Raw genomic sequence first — 15,407 nt, 5'->3', positions numbered from 1 at the left:
CCTACAAGGATCACCATTTACTCCAAAGAATGAGTCTGATACCCAAACTTGTGTCACAATTCGGGATTGAGGCTCGAAAAATCGGAGGAATGATGCAGCTTATTCCCACTCGCCAGGCGCTAAAACTGACGGGCCTTTCGGCTCCGACGCTGCGCGAGTGGACAAGCCGACGTGCCTTGATCCCAGCCGACATTCCGCCGAAGAAGCAGGGCTCGCCTGCCCAGTATAGCTGGCAGACGATCCTTGTGCTGCGCCTCGCGGTTACGCTCCGCGACAGGTTCCACCTTGAACTTCAGGCGCATAGCTCGCTCTTCGTCGATCTACGACGAGGCTTCGGCGGCAGATCTTTCATTGCTTTGTGGGATAAAGCAGTCGCGCTTCACGGTGACGACGAGTGGACTTTTGTCGAAGCTGGTGTTGAGCAGCTCAGACAAGATGCCATCGTCATTCGGCTCAATCCCCACCTTCTTGTCCTTTCGGAAGGCTTCGCACTGCCGAAACCGGTTGGTATGGTCGGCCAGCTCGACCTCTTCCCGGTCTCTACTGTCGGGCACGAGGTCTGTGAGCCTGCGCACCATTCGAGAGGCGTTGGTGCAGAACGACGGCGGAGGTCAGCTTGAGAAGCGCGGCCTTTGAGAAGGTTCTTCAAGCTACCGGCTATCTAGGGCCCAATGGCCAGCCAGCTCCCGGCCTAACCCTCGCGGGTGAGTCCGTTGCTGCAAACTTGCGGACGGTTCTTAAAGACGACCGTGTTGGGCTGAATGCGGACGCCGTCTTTTCAGCGCATAGCGCCGCGACAAGCATATTTAAGGATGCGGGCAACGAGCACCCTGACGAAACTGATATCCGCGCTTGGCACGAGGCGGCCTGGAACATCGGCGTAGCCCCGCTTCTATGGATTGTCACACCCACAGATGTGCGGCTTTACGATTGCTATTCGTCACCGCCGAGTGGCGACGGGACAGCTAATACGCCTCTAGTGCTCGACCGGTTTGTCATCGACGCGGCTGACCGCCTACGCGCCCTCGACGCCACCTGTGGGCGATTAGCTACCGAAACAGGTGCTTTCTGGTCGAGCCCGATCGGCTCAAAGATTAACCGAAGGCACCGCGTTGATCGCGAACTCTTGTCCGAAATCAGCGCCTTGGAGCAGCGTTTAGTCGAACTAACGCCGGACGACGGCGAGCCACGCACCCGTGCGCTCGCGCGCGATCTGGCGCAGCGATTCATTGGACGCTGCATCTTCACTTGGTATCTTCTCGACAGGGGCTTGGCTCAGCCCTTCTTGCCGCCGAACCTGCGTCCCGATCTCAGCATTATGTTTGTCAATCCGGAGAGCGCGTCCCAGCTCTTTGACTGGCTGAGGTCGACGTTTAACGGCGACCTTTTCCCGATGGACGACCCCGGCGCTGAATGCGAACACCTCACGCCCGCGCATTTGTCGTACCTGCGCGACTTTATTGAAGGCCGAAGCCTCATCCCGGAAAGACATGGCCAAGGACGGCTCTTCAGGTTCCGCTTCAATGCGATTCCGGTCGATCTCGTTAGCTCGATCTATCAGCAGTTTGCGCGGTCGAGCGCAGCTGAGGAGGCAGCCTCGCAAGGCCTTCATTACACGCCTGTCGAGCTCGTCCACCTGACGCTAGATCCTGTTTTCGAAGCATTGCCCGAAAAGGCTCGCATAATTGACCCTGCGTGCGGTTCCGGCGCTTTCCTCGTCGAAGCGTTCCGGAGGCTCGTCTGGCGAGCTAGCGGAGGAAAGCCAGCTTCTCGCAAGCTCGTCCGTGAGATCCTGTACAACCAGCTTTTCGGGATAGACATCAACCGGTCAGCCCTCGGAATTACTGCGTTCAGCCTATACCTCGCAGCACTTGAGCTAGATGAGGAGCCAGTGTGCGATGTCAAGGATCTTAAGTTCGACCATCTGATCGGCGAGACCCTCTTTGAAGCCGATTCCTTGGCCGAGCCCCTTCCCGACGCGCTCCTTACCCAGCCTTTCGAGGCAGTCGTGGGCAACCCGCCTTGGACCTTTGTCGGGCAGCGGGGCGCGTCACCTAAACGTGCCAAAGGCGACCTGGGGACGGCCCGGCCCCGTCGCAGCCCGGACCAAGCATTCCTTTCCTTGGCTGCAAAGCTCGCCGGGGAAGCGGGGCGGATCGGGATGATCATGAAGGCGACACCATTCTTCTCAAAGGACGTCCACGCCGTCGAATCCAAAAAGGCGCTGTTAAAGCGCTTGGCACCTACTGCTCTGATTAACCTGTCCTATCTCCGGCGAGAGGAACTGTTCCCTGATGCTCTCGGGCCAGCGCTGCTGTTCTTCTCCAGATGCGCGCTTGCGCCAGACCCAACTCGCGTTCTGGTCGGCTCAATTCCTTGGACTCCGGACTTTCGGCGCACGGGCGTGTTTCACGTCGGACCTGGAGAAATCCGCTCAGTTCCACTTGACCGGGTCTTGGCCATTCCGACTTTCCTGAAAGCGGCAACGTTCGGCACCGTTCGAGATGGTTGGTTGATCGAGAAACTTGAACGGGGTTTCCCGACGCTCGGTTCCGTGCTCGAAGCGCTTGGCCGCAGCGAAACGGATCACCGCGGTCAAGGCTTTCAAGTTCAGGGAGACTCAAATGAGCCTCCTGAGCATTATTTCCGTTTAAGAGTAGTCACGCCTGACGCTTTCACTGCCTTTCGTGTCAATGAAAACGCGCTTCCCCACTTCAACCACAAGACTTTGCATCGCCCCCGTCGGGAGGGAATCTTTCTTGGTCCGTTGCTGCTCTGCTCGAAAGTAGGGAACAGCTCAGGGGCTGAGCGCGGCCGTTACAGCGCGGCGGTGTACGAAGGTGATGTTCTCTACACACAGAACTTCTACGGTGTGTCCTTTCGAAACGTTGATCCCGCCTACGCGCACGCGCTTTCGGGAATCCTGAACTCGAGCATCACGGCCTTCCAATTCGCTTTTGGCGGGCCCACCTGGGGCCTCGAACGCCCGACGGTGGAACCGCACGATTTGCTCTCATTGCGAGTGCCGTCCCTGCGCACGGTCAGCCGCTCGCAACTTGACGCCCTTGTCCGCGCGGAACGCGCAGCGGCCGCGGCGCCTGAGGACGCCGATCGGCTAGCTCAGCTCGATCAGGCTGTGTTTGAACTCTACGATCTAGAGAACGAAGAACGTGTGGTCGCTACGGACAGCGTGGATCGCGCACGCTATCTGATCTTCGAGAATCGCAAAGAGCGTATCGGATTGGTGCAGCCGCCGGCCCCCGAAGACCTGCGGGCTTACGCGCGTCAAGTAACGCACACCGTGAATGCCTATCTCAGGGCGCGAGGCGAGCGGCATCTCGAAGCGATCGTGTATCAGAAGCGACTCAAGCAAGCTGACTGGTCGTCCGGTGTACCGGGGGTGACCGCGGTTCGCTTCGTCATGGAACCGGGCGGCCCAAGTGCGGAAGCAACGATCCGCGACGGTGACCCAACGGAACTTGACGCTCTCGCAGCAATGCTGCGCGGTCAGTTCGAAAGCGATGTTCCGCCCTACTTGAATGAGCGCCGACAACTGCGCCTTTACGGCGATGGCGATCTCTTCATCCTTAAGCCGACAGAGGCTCGTTATTGGACGCGTACGGCCGGTTTGAATGATGCCGACGTCATTCTCGCCGATCATTGGTTGCGGAGGCTGGATGTCGCTACTGACGCCTGACATCCCGTACGGCAGCCCAGCGTTTGCGTTGTCCGACGATCAGATCGCAACCGTGCTCGACCTAGTCTGTCGTGGCGCGGCCGATGCTCGCGCCGACATCATGCCCGGAATGCTCGAAGTGCCTACAACCATGGTTGTAAGGAAAGCCATGAGGCGGCTGAAGAAAGCGCTCGGCTTCACCAATCTGCAGATCCGGGGCGAGCACGAGCTTGAAGACATGTCCACGTCCGATCCATCCATCCTCGGCAGGATCGATATCACCCTCCAATTCCTGCACCAGTTCGGCGACGAGGACGCCTACGTTGCGGTGGAGTGCAAGCGCGTTCGCGCTGGCGACGCCACGTTGAACGGGAGCTACGTGACAAACGGCGTGCATCGCTTCGTTACCGGACAATATGCTGCGGGCCACGAGTGGGGCTTTATGCTTGGTTATGTCCTCGGCGTGCCTATCGAGGACGTGGTTTCCTTCGTTGACGCACGTTTGCGCAAGGCATATGGTGACCCAGCCGCTTTGGGTCTCGACACTCCTCACCCGGCGTCCCTAGCAGTTTTCAATAGTGCAGTGGTCCAAAGCGGACAACACACCATCCGATTGAAGCACGTGTTTGTAGACATGCTCGGCGCGGCCTGACGGTACCAATCAATATATAAAAATACCTGTTCGAAGCTCTAGCCACATCTTCGACAAACTGAAGTACTTGCGTTCGGGGCACCTCACTGCCGCAACCGCTTCGCCCTCTCCGCCATCCTGATCACTTGCGCGCTAGCGGCCGTTGCTGCGCTCCGCACAGCTGCGGGGGCCTGCACAGCACCCCGCCCGATCGCTTCGCCTGTCGTGAGTGCACCGATCCTCGCCCGGCCCTTGACGCCGTCCGTATTGAAGACTCCCCGCATGATCCCGGCCGAGCCAGAGACCACAGCGGGCGCCGCAGCCACCATCAGGTTCCCCGAGATCCCCCGCACAATCAGGGGCGTTGCCGCGACGAACCCTTTGGCCAGGAATACCATCACGAAGAACGGCACCAGCGAGCCGATATTGGTCGCGGAGTTTGGGTCACCGAGTTGCGCGAGAAGCGAATTCGCCATGCCGACCACGGTCGAGAACATGGCGGCGATGACGATGGGGTAGAAGGCGTAGCTGATCGTCGTCGAGACCCACCTGTGGAAGAAATCCTTGGTCGCATCGAACAGCGACAAAGCGATCATGATCGGAGCGAGGCCGAGCATGAGTGTCAGCATCATCTTGGCGAAGATGAGGACGATGCCAGTCATGAAGCCGAGCAGGCTCAACATGACAAGGCCTATTCCGCCAAGGATGGCGCCGGTCATCCAGTTCAGATTGTTGCCGATCGCGTTCAGGTATTGGCTGAACTCAGTGATCAGATCATCGAACTCTGCTGCGAAGTAGGTGGCCCCGGCACCGCCGCCGCCAACAGAGGAGATCAGAGCCCCGGCGATGTAGTCGAGCCCGCCGATCACGGCATTGGCCACAGCGTTGAAGTTGGCCCAGTTGAAGGCAAAGAGCCCTATCAGCATCAGCTTTATCAGGTACCAGAAGAAGCTGGCCCCATCCATGCTTCGGAACTGGAAGGCCATGTTGATACAAACGCCGATCAGCGAAAGCGTGACCATCAGCAGGACGATCGTGCCGGTATTGCTCGCCACAGCCCCGAACTGGGACTCGGCGGCATCGGCAAGGAAGCCGTCGGCAGTTCCGACCATCCAGCTGACGATGCTCATTACCAGTTGCCTTGCGCTTCGCAGATATCCTGGACGTCGCGGGCGATCTGGTTCTGCTCGTTGCGAATGGCCAGCCGCGCTTGAGTATGCTCGGCCTGCGTGCTTGTTGCGAACCGTTCCTCGTACTCGGCGGAGGCTGCATCCCATGACGGGAAGCGGACATCACAGCCGCAATCGCCGGTTTCCTGGATCGCCTCCCATGACCGCAGCTCGTAGAGACGCATCAACGTCAGCGCCTTGTAGGCCTCACGCGGGTGGACCTCATCCATCCATGTTGGGCGCGCAGGCCGGTCGTTGCAGATCCGGTATTGCTGGGGCGCGATGGTCACGGTGAGATCGTTCGTGACCTGAGGCGAGGTCTGGGCCGCGAGCGGCGCGGCCAGCAGGGTGACAACTGCGGCGAGGATGGTATGGCGCATGGGGATTTCCTTTCGGTTCATTCGGCCGCGACCGTGGGGCGCTTTGTGTCCCCGGTTCCGGCCGTGTTCTGGTCTGGATGTCTCGCCTGCCCCGGCAGGAAGAACTCGGTGATGCCGCGGGCGCCGTCATGACGGCCGGCCTGGATGATCACGTCGATGGAGCCCTCGATGTAGTCGACCATGTCGGCATAGGTCATGGGCACATCGGTCTTGAGCGCGGCGATGGCGAGACGGCGGACCGCCAGTTGCGGGGTCTCGGCATGGAGCGTGGTGAGTGAGCCGCCATGCCCGGTGTTGATCGCTTCGAGGAAGGTCATCGCCTCGCGGCCCCGGACCTCGCCCAGCACGATCCGGTCGGGTCGCATCCGCAGGGTCGAGGCCAGAAGCACATCGGCGCTGCGGGCGTCCGCGTCCCGGTCGGCGATCAGCGTCACGCCGTTGGGTTGCTCAGGGCGCAGCTCGGCTGCCTCCTCGATGGTGATGATCCGCTCCTCGGGCACGATCAGCGAGAGGATTTTTCGCGCCGCGACGGTCTTGCCGGTCGACGTACCACCCGAGACGATCATGTTGAGCTTGTTCTCGACGCAGAACCGCAGGGATGCATCGATGTCGCCGGAAGCCACCACATCGCGCAGGGCGGCATTCCGTTCGCGGCGCAGGCCTTCGAGGCTGCGCTCCTTGCCATAGAGAAACCCGAGCTTGATCGCCTCCAGCGGCAGGGAGGAGAAGAACCGTAGCGAGATGGAAAACCCGCCTTCAACGGCGGGAGGCTGGATCACCTGCGCCCGGATCGGACGATCCCGATAGAGGATCGAGACCGAGACGATGGGCTTCTTGGTGCTGAGCGTGGTTGAGGCGGCCGAGGCGATCTGGTTGCCGAGGTCCTTGATCTCGGTCTGGGTAAGCGGGTTGCCGAGACCTCGCATGAAATGATCGCCCTGGAATTCGCCCCAGACCTTCCCGTCGGGGTTGATGCAGATCTCGATCGTGTCGTCGCGTTGCACGTGCGTGCCCAGCCGGTCGAGCGAGGCTTCGAGATAGCTTGCGGCCATGTCAGAAGATCTCCAGATCGCGGTCGACCATGACCGTGATCCGCGTGCCCTGATCGACATGGATCACTGGGCGGATCGCCAGATAGTCCTGCATGACGCTTTGGGTGCTGTCGCGCAGGTCCGTGCCGACGTCGCTCGCGATGTCGGCCGCGGCCTCATCATCGATCTGTCCAGCGGCGGCTGCGGGCAAGGCCCCGATCAGCGAGATCAGCGCGGCTGACCCAAACCGTTGCGCGAAGCGCGTATCGACAAATCCTGTTGTGCCGGTGCGGCCGAGCTCGTCGCCACCAAAGGCGCTGATCTCGACTGTCTGGTTGTCGGGCAGGATGATGCGGTCCCAGGCCACCATGACTCGCGACTGCGCGAGCGCCACATCGGAGCGATAGCGCCCCACAAGACGTGCACCGCGCGGGATCAGGACCCGCGCGCCGTCGAAGGAATGCACATCTTCCGAGACGATGGCCCGGATTGCACCGGGCAGCGTGCTGTCCAGCGCCGTCTCGGTCACGGCCTGGATCATCGTGCCCTGCACGACGGTGTTGCGGGGGTTCAGGATCACTTCGGCCCGCGTCACTGCGGCAGGTCTGGCGCCCGCGCGCACGAAAGCTTCGTCCTCATTCAGGCGCGCGGCTTCGAGGCTGTTCTCCCGGTCGGTCCCTGCCCCCATCCCGGAAAACGCGATCATGGGCGACGCGATGCGTTCGGCCCGGGCTTCGGCCTCCGCGATGCGGCGGCGCTCAAGTTCGGCGAGCCGCAACTCTTCCTCGTTCGGCCCGAGGTCGGTGGGGGCAGGCGGGGTCAGCCGCGCGACTTCGAGGTCCATGCGCAGCTGGTCGAGCTCGCGGTCGCGTTCGGTCAATTGCCGCTCGAGCGCGCGCTGCGCCTCGGTCGAGGCCTCCTGCAGCGCCGCGATCTGCGCCGTGAGATCGGCGATAGCCTGCTCCGCGCCGCTGTCCGATGCCTCGACAGGCCGCGCGCGCAGGTCTTCGAGTTCAGCACGCAGCGTCGCGAGGCTTTCCATCAGCGCCAGTTCCGACGCAGAGGGGCCCGTTTCGGCGGGCGGAGGCGCAGACTCGACCACTGGCATTGGGGCCAGGTCGCCGAAGCCCGATCCCGCGGTCTGGAACTCTTCCGGAGCTGCGGTCGGCAGTGGGGCTTCCGGCGATGGCTGTAGGGCGGCCCAGGCCAGACCGCCCACGGCCACGATCCCGGCCACACCGAGGATGGCGGCCAGCGGGGAGGGCCGCGCGGCACCGCGCTTCTTGTCGCCTGTCGCTTCAAGGTTCGCAAGGCGCGCGGCGAGGTCTTCAGTGTCCTGGCTCATGACGAGGGCCCACCCATATCCTGAACACAGACCTCGTCTTCGCCGAGGCGCAGCACCCATTGCCGGTTCACGCCCGAGACGCGGATGACGCCGTCCTCGAGTGCCGTGCTGTTCACCGCCCGCTCGCCGCCATTGGCATAGCGGAAAATCGCGGGGACCGGCGCGTTCCGCGCAAAGCGGAAATACGTGAAGGTGCCGTCATCCCAGATAACCGTCGGCGTGAACTCCTCGCTTGCGCTGACGGCGTAGTTGGCATTCGGCGCATCAGCCGCGACGGCCCGAGCCGGTTGAACGCGACTCTCGGGATAGCGGAACTGCACGACGTAATGCGGGGTCTCACGCGCCTCGACCACATGGAAGTAGTAGGAGCGGCGGTTCGTGTAGACCGTGATGTTCGTGGCGACACCCGACGCGGTCGGCTTGATCGCGAAGGCACGCCCGCCCGGCACGCCGTCGAACTGGAAGCCGACCGTATCGCCCGCGATGATCGAGCGGATCGTCTCGCCCTCGCCGAACTCGACGGTGGTCACCCGGGTCAGGGTGGTGACGACGCGGTAAACCTGCCCCTCGGTCCAGGTGGCGATCCGGACGCGGTTGTCATGGGGACCGGGGCGTGGCGTTGTCTCGGCAAAGGCTGCGGGCGCCATGAGCGCCAGCGCTCCGGCGACCAGAAGGGCGTGAACGGGTGTGAGAACTGGAACAGAGGTCATTCGGAACGGTCCGATCGGATGGCATATTGGGTGACGGTGAAGCCGAAGGGGTTTTGCCAGACATCGTCGATCGAGCGGGTCCGTTCGGGTTGGAAGGCAAACATGAGCGTGGCGGTGAAGGATCCGTCCTGCGCCCCTTGCGGGCTGGTCAGGCGCTTTCTGAGGCGGACCTGCGCGCGGTTGTCGCCGATCAGCGTGATCGAGGCGACCTCGACAGCCATCTCTGCGGCGGGACCGTAGCGAGACGGCGGATAGCTCTCCTGCCCCGAGGTCCACATGGCGCGCATGCTGGCCTCGGCCGCCCCGGTGGATTGCGCCAGCACGCGGCGCACGCGCAGATCGTTGTCGAGCTGGTTGTAGGCCTCGCGGTCCAGAATGTAGCGGTAGATCTGCGCCTCGATGATGGCGGGCCGCTCGGCAAGCGAGACCGTTTCGACCGTGGCGTTCGGCAGGGCCAGACCCGTCTCAGGATCATAGGGCACAACGACCGGTAGGGGCGTCTCGAACATCAAGGCGACGGCCGCAGCCGCAAGGCAGCCCAGAACGCCAAAGCCCGCCCCGCCAAGGCCGATCATCCGCCAGAGCTGCTCCCGACGCAGTGCGCCGTGGATCAGTTCCTCCTCGACCAGTTCGCGCGCGCTCATGCCCGCCGTCAGATCCGGTGCCTTGCTCATGGCGCGAGGCTCGGCAGGGTGAAGTCCATGTAACGGCGCTCTTCGGCGACGGTGGCGGCATCCACTACACCCGCGTTGCCTGCGCCGAGGGTTTGGATCGCTTCGAGTTCCCACATCCGCGTCATGGCGATGGCGAGTTCCGCCGTGACGCGGGTGTTGTGGTCCATCGACGCCTTCAGGTCCTCCATGTCGGGGATCATCGCGACGAGCTGTTCGACGCGCTCCAGCGATTGGGCCGCCTCGGCGTGGCTGTTCTGGGCTGCGGCCGACATCACGGCGCCGGTCGTGGCGCGGGTCGCAACACCTTCCGCGCCTGGATTGCCGCTGGTGGCGATCTCGCGGAGTGAATCCTCATCGAAGCCCGCACTGGCCAGCGCCTGTTCCATTTGCGTCCGCAGAGGACCCGCATTGGGGCCGATCAGGCTCGACCAGTCGCCCGCCTGGATGCCGCGGATCAGACCGGGGATGTCTTCGAAATTGGCTTGCAGTAGGTTGTCGAGATCGCCGCCCATGGCGAGACCGAGAATGCTGCGCGGCCCGGTGAGCGAGGCATACATTTCGTTCAGCTGATCGAGCTGGCCTTGCAGGGTCTCAAGCTGTTCGAGGGCATTGTCCAGAAGATCGGTCTGGATCCCGAAATCCTGCAGCATCTGCTGAAGCTGGCGGATTTCCTGGGCGATGTTCTGGGTATCGACCGTGGGCACGCCCTGTGCGGTGACAGGCCCCGCAAGGACGGTGGCCAGCGCGAGCGTCGCGGCGGTGGTGGTAAGGGAACGGGACAAGCGCCGGATCATCGTAAATTCTCCTGGGTGAAATCCATATATTGTCGCTCGGCGGCTTGGGCCGCGGCCATGGCGAGTTGCTCCTCGCTCAGCGGTTGGGTGTGAGCGGCCTTGATCCGGGTCCGGATTGCGACCAGCCGGGCCAGTTCGGCCCGGGCATAGGTGTTGAGCGCGATGGCCTCGTGGAGATCCTCGGTCTCACCAATGCGGGTGATGATGTCCTGAACCCGCAGGGCGGCGGCACGGACCGAGACCAGCGAATAGTCGCCATAGACCCCTGCGCCGTGGGCCGAGAGGCTGAAACTCGCGTTGGCGAGGAGCACAGGGTCGATGGTGCCGAGCGCATCGATGCCGCCTACGGCAGCGAGGTAGCTGTTGTACTGCTGCGGGATCACCACGACATAGTGCTGGGTTTCCGCGAAGGGCGGCACACCGCCATAATCCTGCACATTGCCGGGGCCCGCGTTATAGGCGGCGAGCGCATGGATGATGTTGCCATCGAACATGTTCAGCATTTGTGCGAGGTATCGCGCACCGCCGGTGACCTGCAGATAGGGATCGTCGTAATAGGCCGGGTAGATCCCAAGATCGCCCGCGGTACCGGGCATGATCTGGGTAAGTCCGAAGGCCCCCACGGGTGAGCGTGCCCCAATCTGGAAGCGACTTTCCTGCCAGATCAGCGCCTGCAAAAGGCAGCGCCATTGCACGAGCGAAAGGCCCGCACGGCCGACCCCGGACAGACTATGGGTGTCGCGTGCTGCGCGGATGATCAGCTCCTCGATCCCCTCCCGGGCATCGCCGAACATCCGCGCCGCCGCTGGATTGGTGTCCTCGGGTGCATAAAGACTGGCGGCCGCGCTTTCGACGTCGTCAACCGCCCCCTGCCCCGCTTCCAGCCCAGCCACAGTGCCTGCGACATCGCCGGAGCCGAGGGACATGGCATCCATCAGCCCCTCTAGCGAGGCGAGTTGCTGGCGTTCGATCTCGGCCAGCTCCTCCTCGCGTGTCAGCCGGTCCTGCTGCAGCGCCAGGTCGCGATCGGTCTGCTCGAGGATTGCCTGCCGCTCTGCGAAAAGGCGTAGATCAAAAGTCGGCACGCCCTGGGCAACCGCTGGCCCGACGCTGGGACCTGCCAGCGCAAGGCTGACCATCGAGAGAGGAAGCCAGGTCCGCATTTGCTCAGCCGCCCGCCCCCAAGAGGACGAAATCGCAAGCCGTGTCGCGGCGCGTGACGGCGGCCCCCATCGTCGAGATCGTGGTCGTGGCGGTTGCGCCTTGTGCGGGCGCCTCGCGGAAGTTGAAGCAGTTGGCCTGCGCAGGGTTATGCTGCGCGCAGGCCGTCAGGCTCAGGCCAAGGCCAAGCAGCACGACGCTGCGGATGATGGTACGGGTCATGTCACTCTCCAGAAATCGGGACGGTCACGGTAGTCCGGGCCAACGAGGGCCTCGCCCTTCTCCATGCCGCCAAGGATGGTCACGAGCGGGCCGAGGGCGCTGAGATCGGCGTCGATCACGACCGAACCCCGGTCATCGCGCACGAGCGCCAGCCGCGAGGCGGAGCCGACGCCCAAAAGCACGTCGAGTTCTTTCTCGCTGAGGCCAAGCATCGCGTAGTCAGCGGCCGAGGCGCGGATGTTGGGCAGAAGCACCTGGGTCGGCACCGCTTCCACGATGGTCTTGCCGGTCCGGGTGCGTTCGAGCTGGCTGGCATATTGCGTCATCATCACGACGACGGCGTTCTGCTTGCGCGCGGTCACCAGCCAGTTCGAGAGCCGCTCCGCGAAATACGCGTTGTCCAGCGCCTTCCAGGCCTCGTCGATCACGATGATCGTGGGCTTGCGGTCCTCGATCACGCGCTCGACCCGGCGGAAAAGGTAGGACAGGACCGCCATGCGTTCCCGCTCGCTCTCGGAATCGAGGATGCCGGTCAGATCAAAGCCCGCGACGTCAGCGTCGGTGCTGCCCCCGATTTGGAATGTGTCGTCTGTGTTCGCCCCAAAGATCCAGCCGTAGCGGCCCTCAGCCGTCCATTCCTGCATCCGCTCAAACAGATCGCCCTCATCATCGGTCGAGACGAGGAGCGAGGCAAAGTCCGACCAGTTCCTGAGCCCCGCATTCCCGGCACTCGCGTTCTGGCGCACGACCTCCTGCAGGCGGTTGGTCTGCACTGGGGTCAGTGGTCGGTCGCGGCGCTCGAGGAGACTTGCGAGCCAGTCGGCCAGCCATGCCTGACCGCGGGCGTCGATTTCCGTCTGCAGCGGGTTCAGGCCCGTGGGACGTCCGGCCCGCACGGTCGAATAGCTACCCCCAAGCGCGCGGACGGCCATTTCCATGCCGGCGCGGTAGTCGAAAACGAAAAGCCGTGCGCCTGCGCGCCGGGCCATGGTCATCAGGAAAGCCGCCAGCACGGATTTGCCCGAGCCGGGGCGGCCGAGGATCAGCGTGTGGCCTCCCGTGGGTTCGCGATCCGGCGCGCCCTGTTCATGGAAGTTGAAGCGAAACCCGCTGCGCTCTGGCGTCGGGAAAAGCGTGATCGGCACGCCCCAGGGCACTTGCGCGGCCGTCTTGCCGAGCGGGGTGCGGTGGAAGGTGGCGAGATCGGCGAAGTTGTGGTTCGTGATCGCGGCCTTGCGGCTGCGCGCCCCGGTATTGCCGGGATGCTGTGCCATGAAATGCGCCCGTGCCCCGAAGGCTTCCGAGATCAGGTTGATGCCGGAGGTGGCGGAGATGTTGCGGATTTCGGCTGCGATGTCGTCGAGGGCGGCCTGAGATCGCGCATAGACCGCCACTGTCATGTGATGCTCGCCGAAGATCAGGCGTTTGGATTCCAGATCGTCCTGGGCCAGTTCCAGTTCCTGCGCCAGGCTGACAGCCCCGTCATTGGCGGCCTGCATCAGGCGAAGCTGCCGCTTGATCCGGCCTGCCATGATGTTGGCGTTGATCGGCACAAAGGAATGGGTGACTACCATATCGACGGGCAGGTTCAGCTCGTCGAGGATCAGGCTGTCGGTCTTGGCGGGGTAGTTCTTCACCGCGAAGATCGCGCCGAGCTTGTCGCCGACCGCGCCATCGGAAAGTGCGATGGTCGTGCCTCGGAAGGTGACGCGAGTATTGGCGACATCCTCGGCGATCACCCCGAGGCGCGATCGCGGGAAGAGCGGATGCTCCTCGCCGGTGTTCAGAGATCCGAGAAAGCCCAGAAGCTCGCCGCTGCTGGCGGCAAGCAGGCGCGGCTTCAGCTCATCGAAAGACGACAGCAGAAACCCAACGACCTCGTCGAGCTTGCGCAAGCGTCGGGTCGTGTCCGCTGCATGCAGGGCACGAGACGCGCCCAAGCCGAAGGGCAAACGGCTGCCGGTCTCGGGACGTTTCAGCACGGTCAGGGTCAGCGTCTTGTCGCGCAGGCCTGCCCGACCCAGATGCGCATGCCAGCGTTGGTCCACGGCGGCCGCGAACCCCTCACCCGGGATGGGCGGCAGGGTCACATCGACCGCTTTCGACACCTTGTGCAGGTAGAAGGAGAACTCGGTCCCTACCTGCGCCACGATGCCAGCCAGCAACCCTCCGATCCGGTCGAGATGCCCGTCCTCGCTCGTGGTGCTGTTTACCCCCTCGAGCCGGATGCATTGCATCAGCTCGTTGCCGCGGGTCCGGATCGTCCGGTCGGTGACAAGGCTGACGTAAGGCAGCATCATTGAGAGCCGCTTCTCGCCCTTGACCCATGCAGGCAGCGCGGTCAGCGGATCGAGCGCGTCCATCGCCTCATCGGCACCTCCATCACGGGGCATAGCTGTCGCCCCCGTGCAGCTTGCGGTTTGCCGTCGGCGGGGTTTCCTGCAAGGTGATCACCAGGACATCGAGAAAGTTCGGATCCCAGTCTGCGGCTTTCCAAAGCGCCGGCCACGCCAGCCCCGCGAACACAGCCACCACCCAGCTCTGCACCCAGAGGAACAGAAGGGTCGAGCCGAAGAGCCAGACCATGGCGTACATGATCGGTAAGCCCATCAGCTTGGGTGGCCTGAGAAGACCGATGAACACGCGGGACTGGTCAGCCATGGATAGAGCTCAGGTGGTCCAGATGGCGGCGACGATGGTGGGTGCTGCGGCGATGCCGGCGATTGCAACCACGACCCAGAGCGCCTGACGAAAGTCGAGGATGCCAAAGAGCCAGGAAAGGAACACCCCGATCAGTGCGAGCGTGCCAATCACGATCCCCAAGGGACCGGTGATCGCATCGACAATTCCTTGAAGCAGGGTCTGTACCGGCGAGAGGTCGATGCTCTGTGCAAGCGCTGGACCCGCCAGCACGATAAGGGCCATCGCGCCGAGCGCGACGATCGAAGGTCTCGATGTCATGAAAGATCTCCTCTGAGCCGCTCAAGCACGGCAGTCACACGGGCCACATGCCCTTGGGTTTCTCGAAAAGGGGGGATGCCGCCGTGGCGTGTGACCGCCTCCGGACCAGCGTTGTAGGCCGCAAGGGCCAGAGAGCCCTCGCCGAACTGGTCGAGCATCATCAGCAGGTAGCGGGCTGATCCGTCGAGGTTCTGCGCAATGTCATGTGGGTCGACGCCGAGGTCGCGGGCGGTGTCCGGCATAAGCTGGCCAAGGCCTATGGCACCGACAGGGCTACGTGCTGCGGGATTGTATGCGCTCTCGACTTCGATATTGGCCCGGTAAAGGAGCGCCCAATCAGTGACTGAAAGCCCTGCGCGACGCAGCGCACCATGCCCGGCATACCGCAGAGCCGTGGTCTCGATCGCATGGAGGATTTCGGGGGAGGCGCGGACGGCGCGCGGGGCGACCGCTGCTGCAGCCGTCACATCGCTCAGGGGATCATCACCCCCGCGGGACTGCGGCGCTGCAAAAAGAAAGAGGCGATCTGGAAGGGGCCCATTCCGGGCATCGTCGTCGCCGGTGAACGAGCGCAGGCTGCTCGTGGTCTCGGCCATGTCGATCAGTCGGCCATCAGGGCTGAACTGGAAGATGAAACCGTCGGCAAGGGCCGG

Annotated in this window: 16 protein-coding genes; 3 read left to right on the top strand and 13 right to left on the bottom strand. The window is 63.3% G+C overall.

Features of this window, described 5'->3' with window-relative positions; all coding sequences use genetic code 11:
* The first annotated feature begins 89 nt into the window (after positions 1 to 89).
* Genes ACP16H_RS23575 through ACP16H_RS23565 form a run of 3 tightly spaced genes read left to right on the top strand, consistent with a single transcriptional unit; the run spans position 90 to position 4,328 of the window.
* On the top strand, positions 90 to 620 hold the full coding sequence (locus ACP16H_RS23575) for a hypothetical protein (protein WP_321186089.1): 531 nt from the start codon (positions 90 to 92) through the stop codon (positions 618 to 620).
* The gene (locus ACP16H_RS23570; RefSeq protein ID WP_425074646.1) at positions 617 to 3,697 is read left to right on the top strand and encodes an HsdM family class I SAM-dependent methyltransferase; all 3,081 of its coding nucleotides are present in this window, start codon (positions 617 to 619) and stop codon (positions 3,695 to 3,697) included. Before ACP16H_RS23575 ends, ACP16H_RS23570 begins: the two co-directional genes overlap by 4 nt.
* Positions 3,678 to 4,328 (top strand): hypothetical protein, encoded by a 651-nt coding sequence (locus ACP16H_RS23565; RefSeq protein ID WP_149884473.1) that lies wholly within the window; start codon positions 3,678 to 3,680, stop codon positions 4,326 to 4,328. The genes ACP16H_RS23570 and ACP16H_RS23565 overlap by 20 nt, the downstream gene beginning before the upstream one ends.
* Positions 4,329 to 4,411: 83 nt before the next feature.
* On the opposite strand, the gene ACP16H_RS23560 is transcribed toward ACP16H_RS23565, so the two are convergent.
* The 13 genes from ACP16H_RS23560 to ACP16H_RS23500 are packed head-to-tail and all read right to left on the bottom strand — an operon-like array spanning position 4,412 to position 15,350.
* The gene (locus tag ACP16H_RS23560; protein ID WP_149884471.1) at positions 4,412 to 5,437 is read right to left on the bottom strand and encodes a type IV secretion system protein; all 1,026 of its coding nucleotides are present in this window, start codon (positions 5,435 to 5,437) and stop codon (positions 4,412 to 4,414) included.
* Positions 5,437 to 5,856, bottom strand: a complete 420-nt coding sequence (locus tag ACP16H_RS23555) for a hypothetical protein (RefSeq protein WP_149884470.1) — start codon at positions 5,854 to 5,856, stop codon at positions 5,437 to 5,439. Before ACP16H_RS23555 ends, ACP16H_RS23560 begins: the two co-directional genes overlap by 1 nt.
* 17 nt (positions 5,857 to 5,873) lie before the next feature.
* Positions 5,874 to 6,908, bottom strand: coding sequence for an ATPase, T2SS/T4P/T4SS family (locus tag ACP16H_RS23550; RefSeq protein ID WP_425074645.1), 1,035 nt, complete (start codon positions 6,906 to 6,908; stop codon positions 5,874 to 5,876).
* A gap of 1 nt (position 6,909) precedes the next feature.
* Complete coding sequence (locus ACP16H_RS23545; RefSeq protein ID WP_149884468.1) at positions 6,910 to 8,232, bottom strand: TrbI/VirB10 family protein; 1,323 nt, start codon at positions 8,230 to 8,232, stop codon at positions 6,910 to 6,912.
* Positions 8,229 to 8,879 carry a TrbG/VirB9 family P-type conjugative transfer protein gene (locus ACP16H_RS23540; RefSeq protein WP_370206265.1) on the bottom strand — a complete coding sequence of 217 codons (651 nt, stop codon included), beginning with the start codon at positions 8,877 to 8,879 and terminating at the stop codon, positions 8,229 to 8,231. Before ACP16H_RS23540 ends, ACP16H_RS23545 begins: the two co-directional genes overlap by 4 nt.
* A gap of 59 nt (positions 8,880 to 8,938) precedes the next feature.
* Complete coding sequence (locus tag ACP16H_RS23535; protein WP_425074652.1) at positions 8,939 to 9,586, bottom strand: virB8 family protein; 648 nt, start codon at positions 9,584 to 9,586, stop codon at positions 8,939 to 8,941.
* Positions 9,587 to 9,612: 26 nt separating this feature from the next.
* Positions 9,613 to 10,410 carry a type IV secretion system protein gene (locus tag ACP16H_RS23530; protein ID WP_425074644.1) on the bottom strand — a complete coding sequence of 266 codons (798 nt, stop codon included), beginning with the start codon at positions 10,408 to 10,410 and terminating at the stop codon, positions 9,613 to 9,615.
* A complete protein-coding gene (locus tag ACP16H_RS23525; RefSeq protein ID WP_425074643.1) occupies positions 10,407 to 11,573 on the bottom strand; it encodes a lytic transglycosylase domain-containing protein in 1,167 nt (388 codons plus the stop codon). Before ACP16H_RS23525 ends, ACP16H_RS23530 begins: the two co-directional genes overlap by 4 nt.
* Before the next feature lie 4 nt (positions 11,574 to 11,577).
* Positions 11,578 to 11,793: a hypothetical protein gene (locus ACP16H_RS23520; RefSeq protein WP_149884464.1), complete on the bottom strand. Its 216-nt coding sequence runs from the start codon at positions 11,791 to 11,793 to the stop codon at positions 11,578 to 11,580.
* Entirely contained in the window at positions 11,790 to 14,186 is a 2,397-nt protein-coding gene (locus tag ACP16H_RS23515) for a type IV secretion system protein B4 (RefSeq protein WP_207013826.1), read from the bottom strand. The genes ACP16H_RS23520 and ACP16H_RS23515 overlap by 4 nt, the downstream gene beginning before the upstream one ends.
* Entirely contained in the window at positions 14,176 to 14,454 is a 279-nt protein-coding gene (locus tag ACP16H_RS23510; RefSeq protein WP_071676063.1) for a type IV secretion system protein VirB3, read from the bottom strand. Before ACP16H_RS23510 ends, ACP16H_RS23515 begins: the two co-directional genes overlap by 11 nt.
* Positions 14,455 to 14,463: 9 nt before the next feature.
* Complete coding sequence (locus ACP16H_RS23505; RefSeq protein ID WP_054540759.1) at positions 14,464 to 14,754, bottom strand: TrbC/VirB2 family protein; 291 nt, start codon at positions 14,752 to 14,754, stop codon at positions 14,464 to 14,466.
* Positions 14,751 to 15,350 (bottom strand): lytic transglycosylase domain-containing protein, encoded by a 600-nt coding sequence (locus ACP16H_RS23500; RefSeq protein WP_286174050.1) that lies wholly within the window; start codon positions 15,348 to 15,350, stop codon positions 14,751 to 14,753. The genes ACP16H_RS23505 and ACP16H_RS23500 overlap by 4 nt, the downstream gene beginning before the upstream one ends.
* Between the last annotated feature and the right edge of the window lie 57 nt (positions 15,351 to 15,407).

The organism is Sagittula sp. S175, from assembly GCF_049800975.1.
In the GTDB taxonomy this organism is placed as follows: domain Bacteria; phylum Pseudomonadota; class Alphaproteobacteria; order Rhodobacterales; family Rhodobacteraceae; genus Sagittula.
Note: the sequence above shows the minus strand (reverse complement) of the source record. Positions and strands in the feature narration are given on the sequence as shown.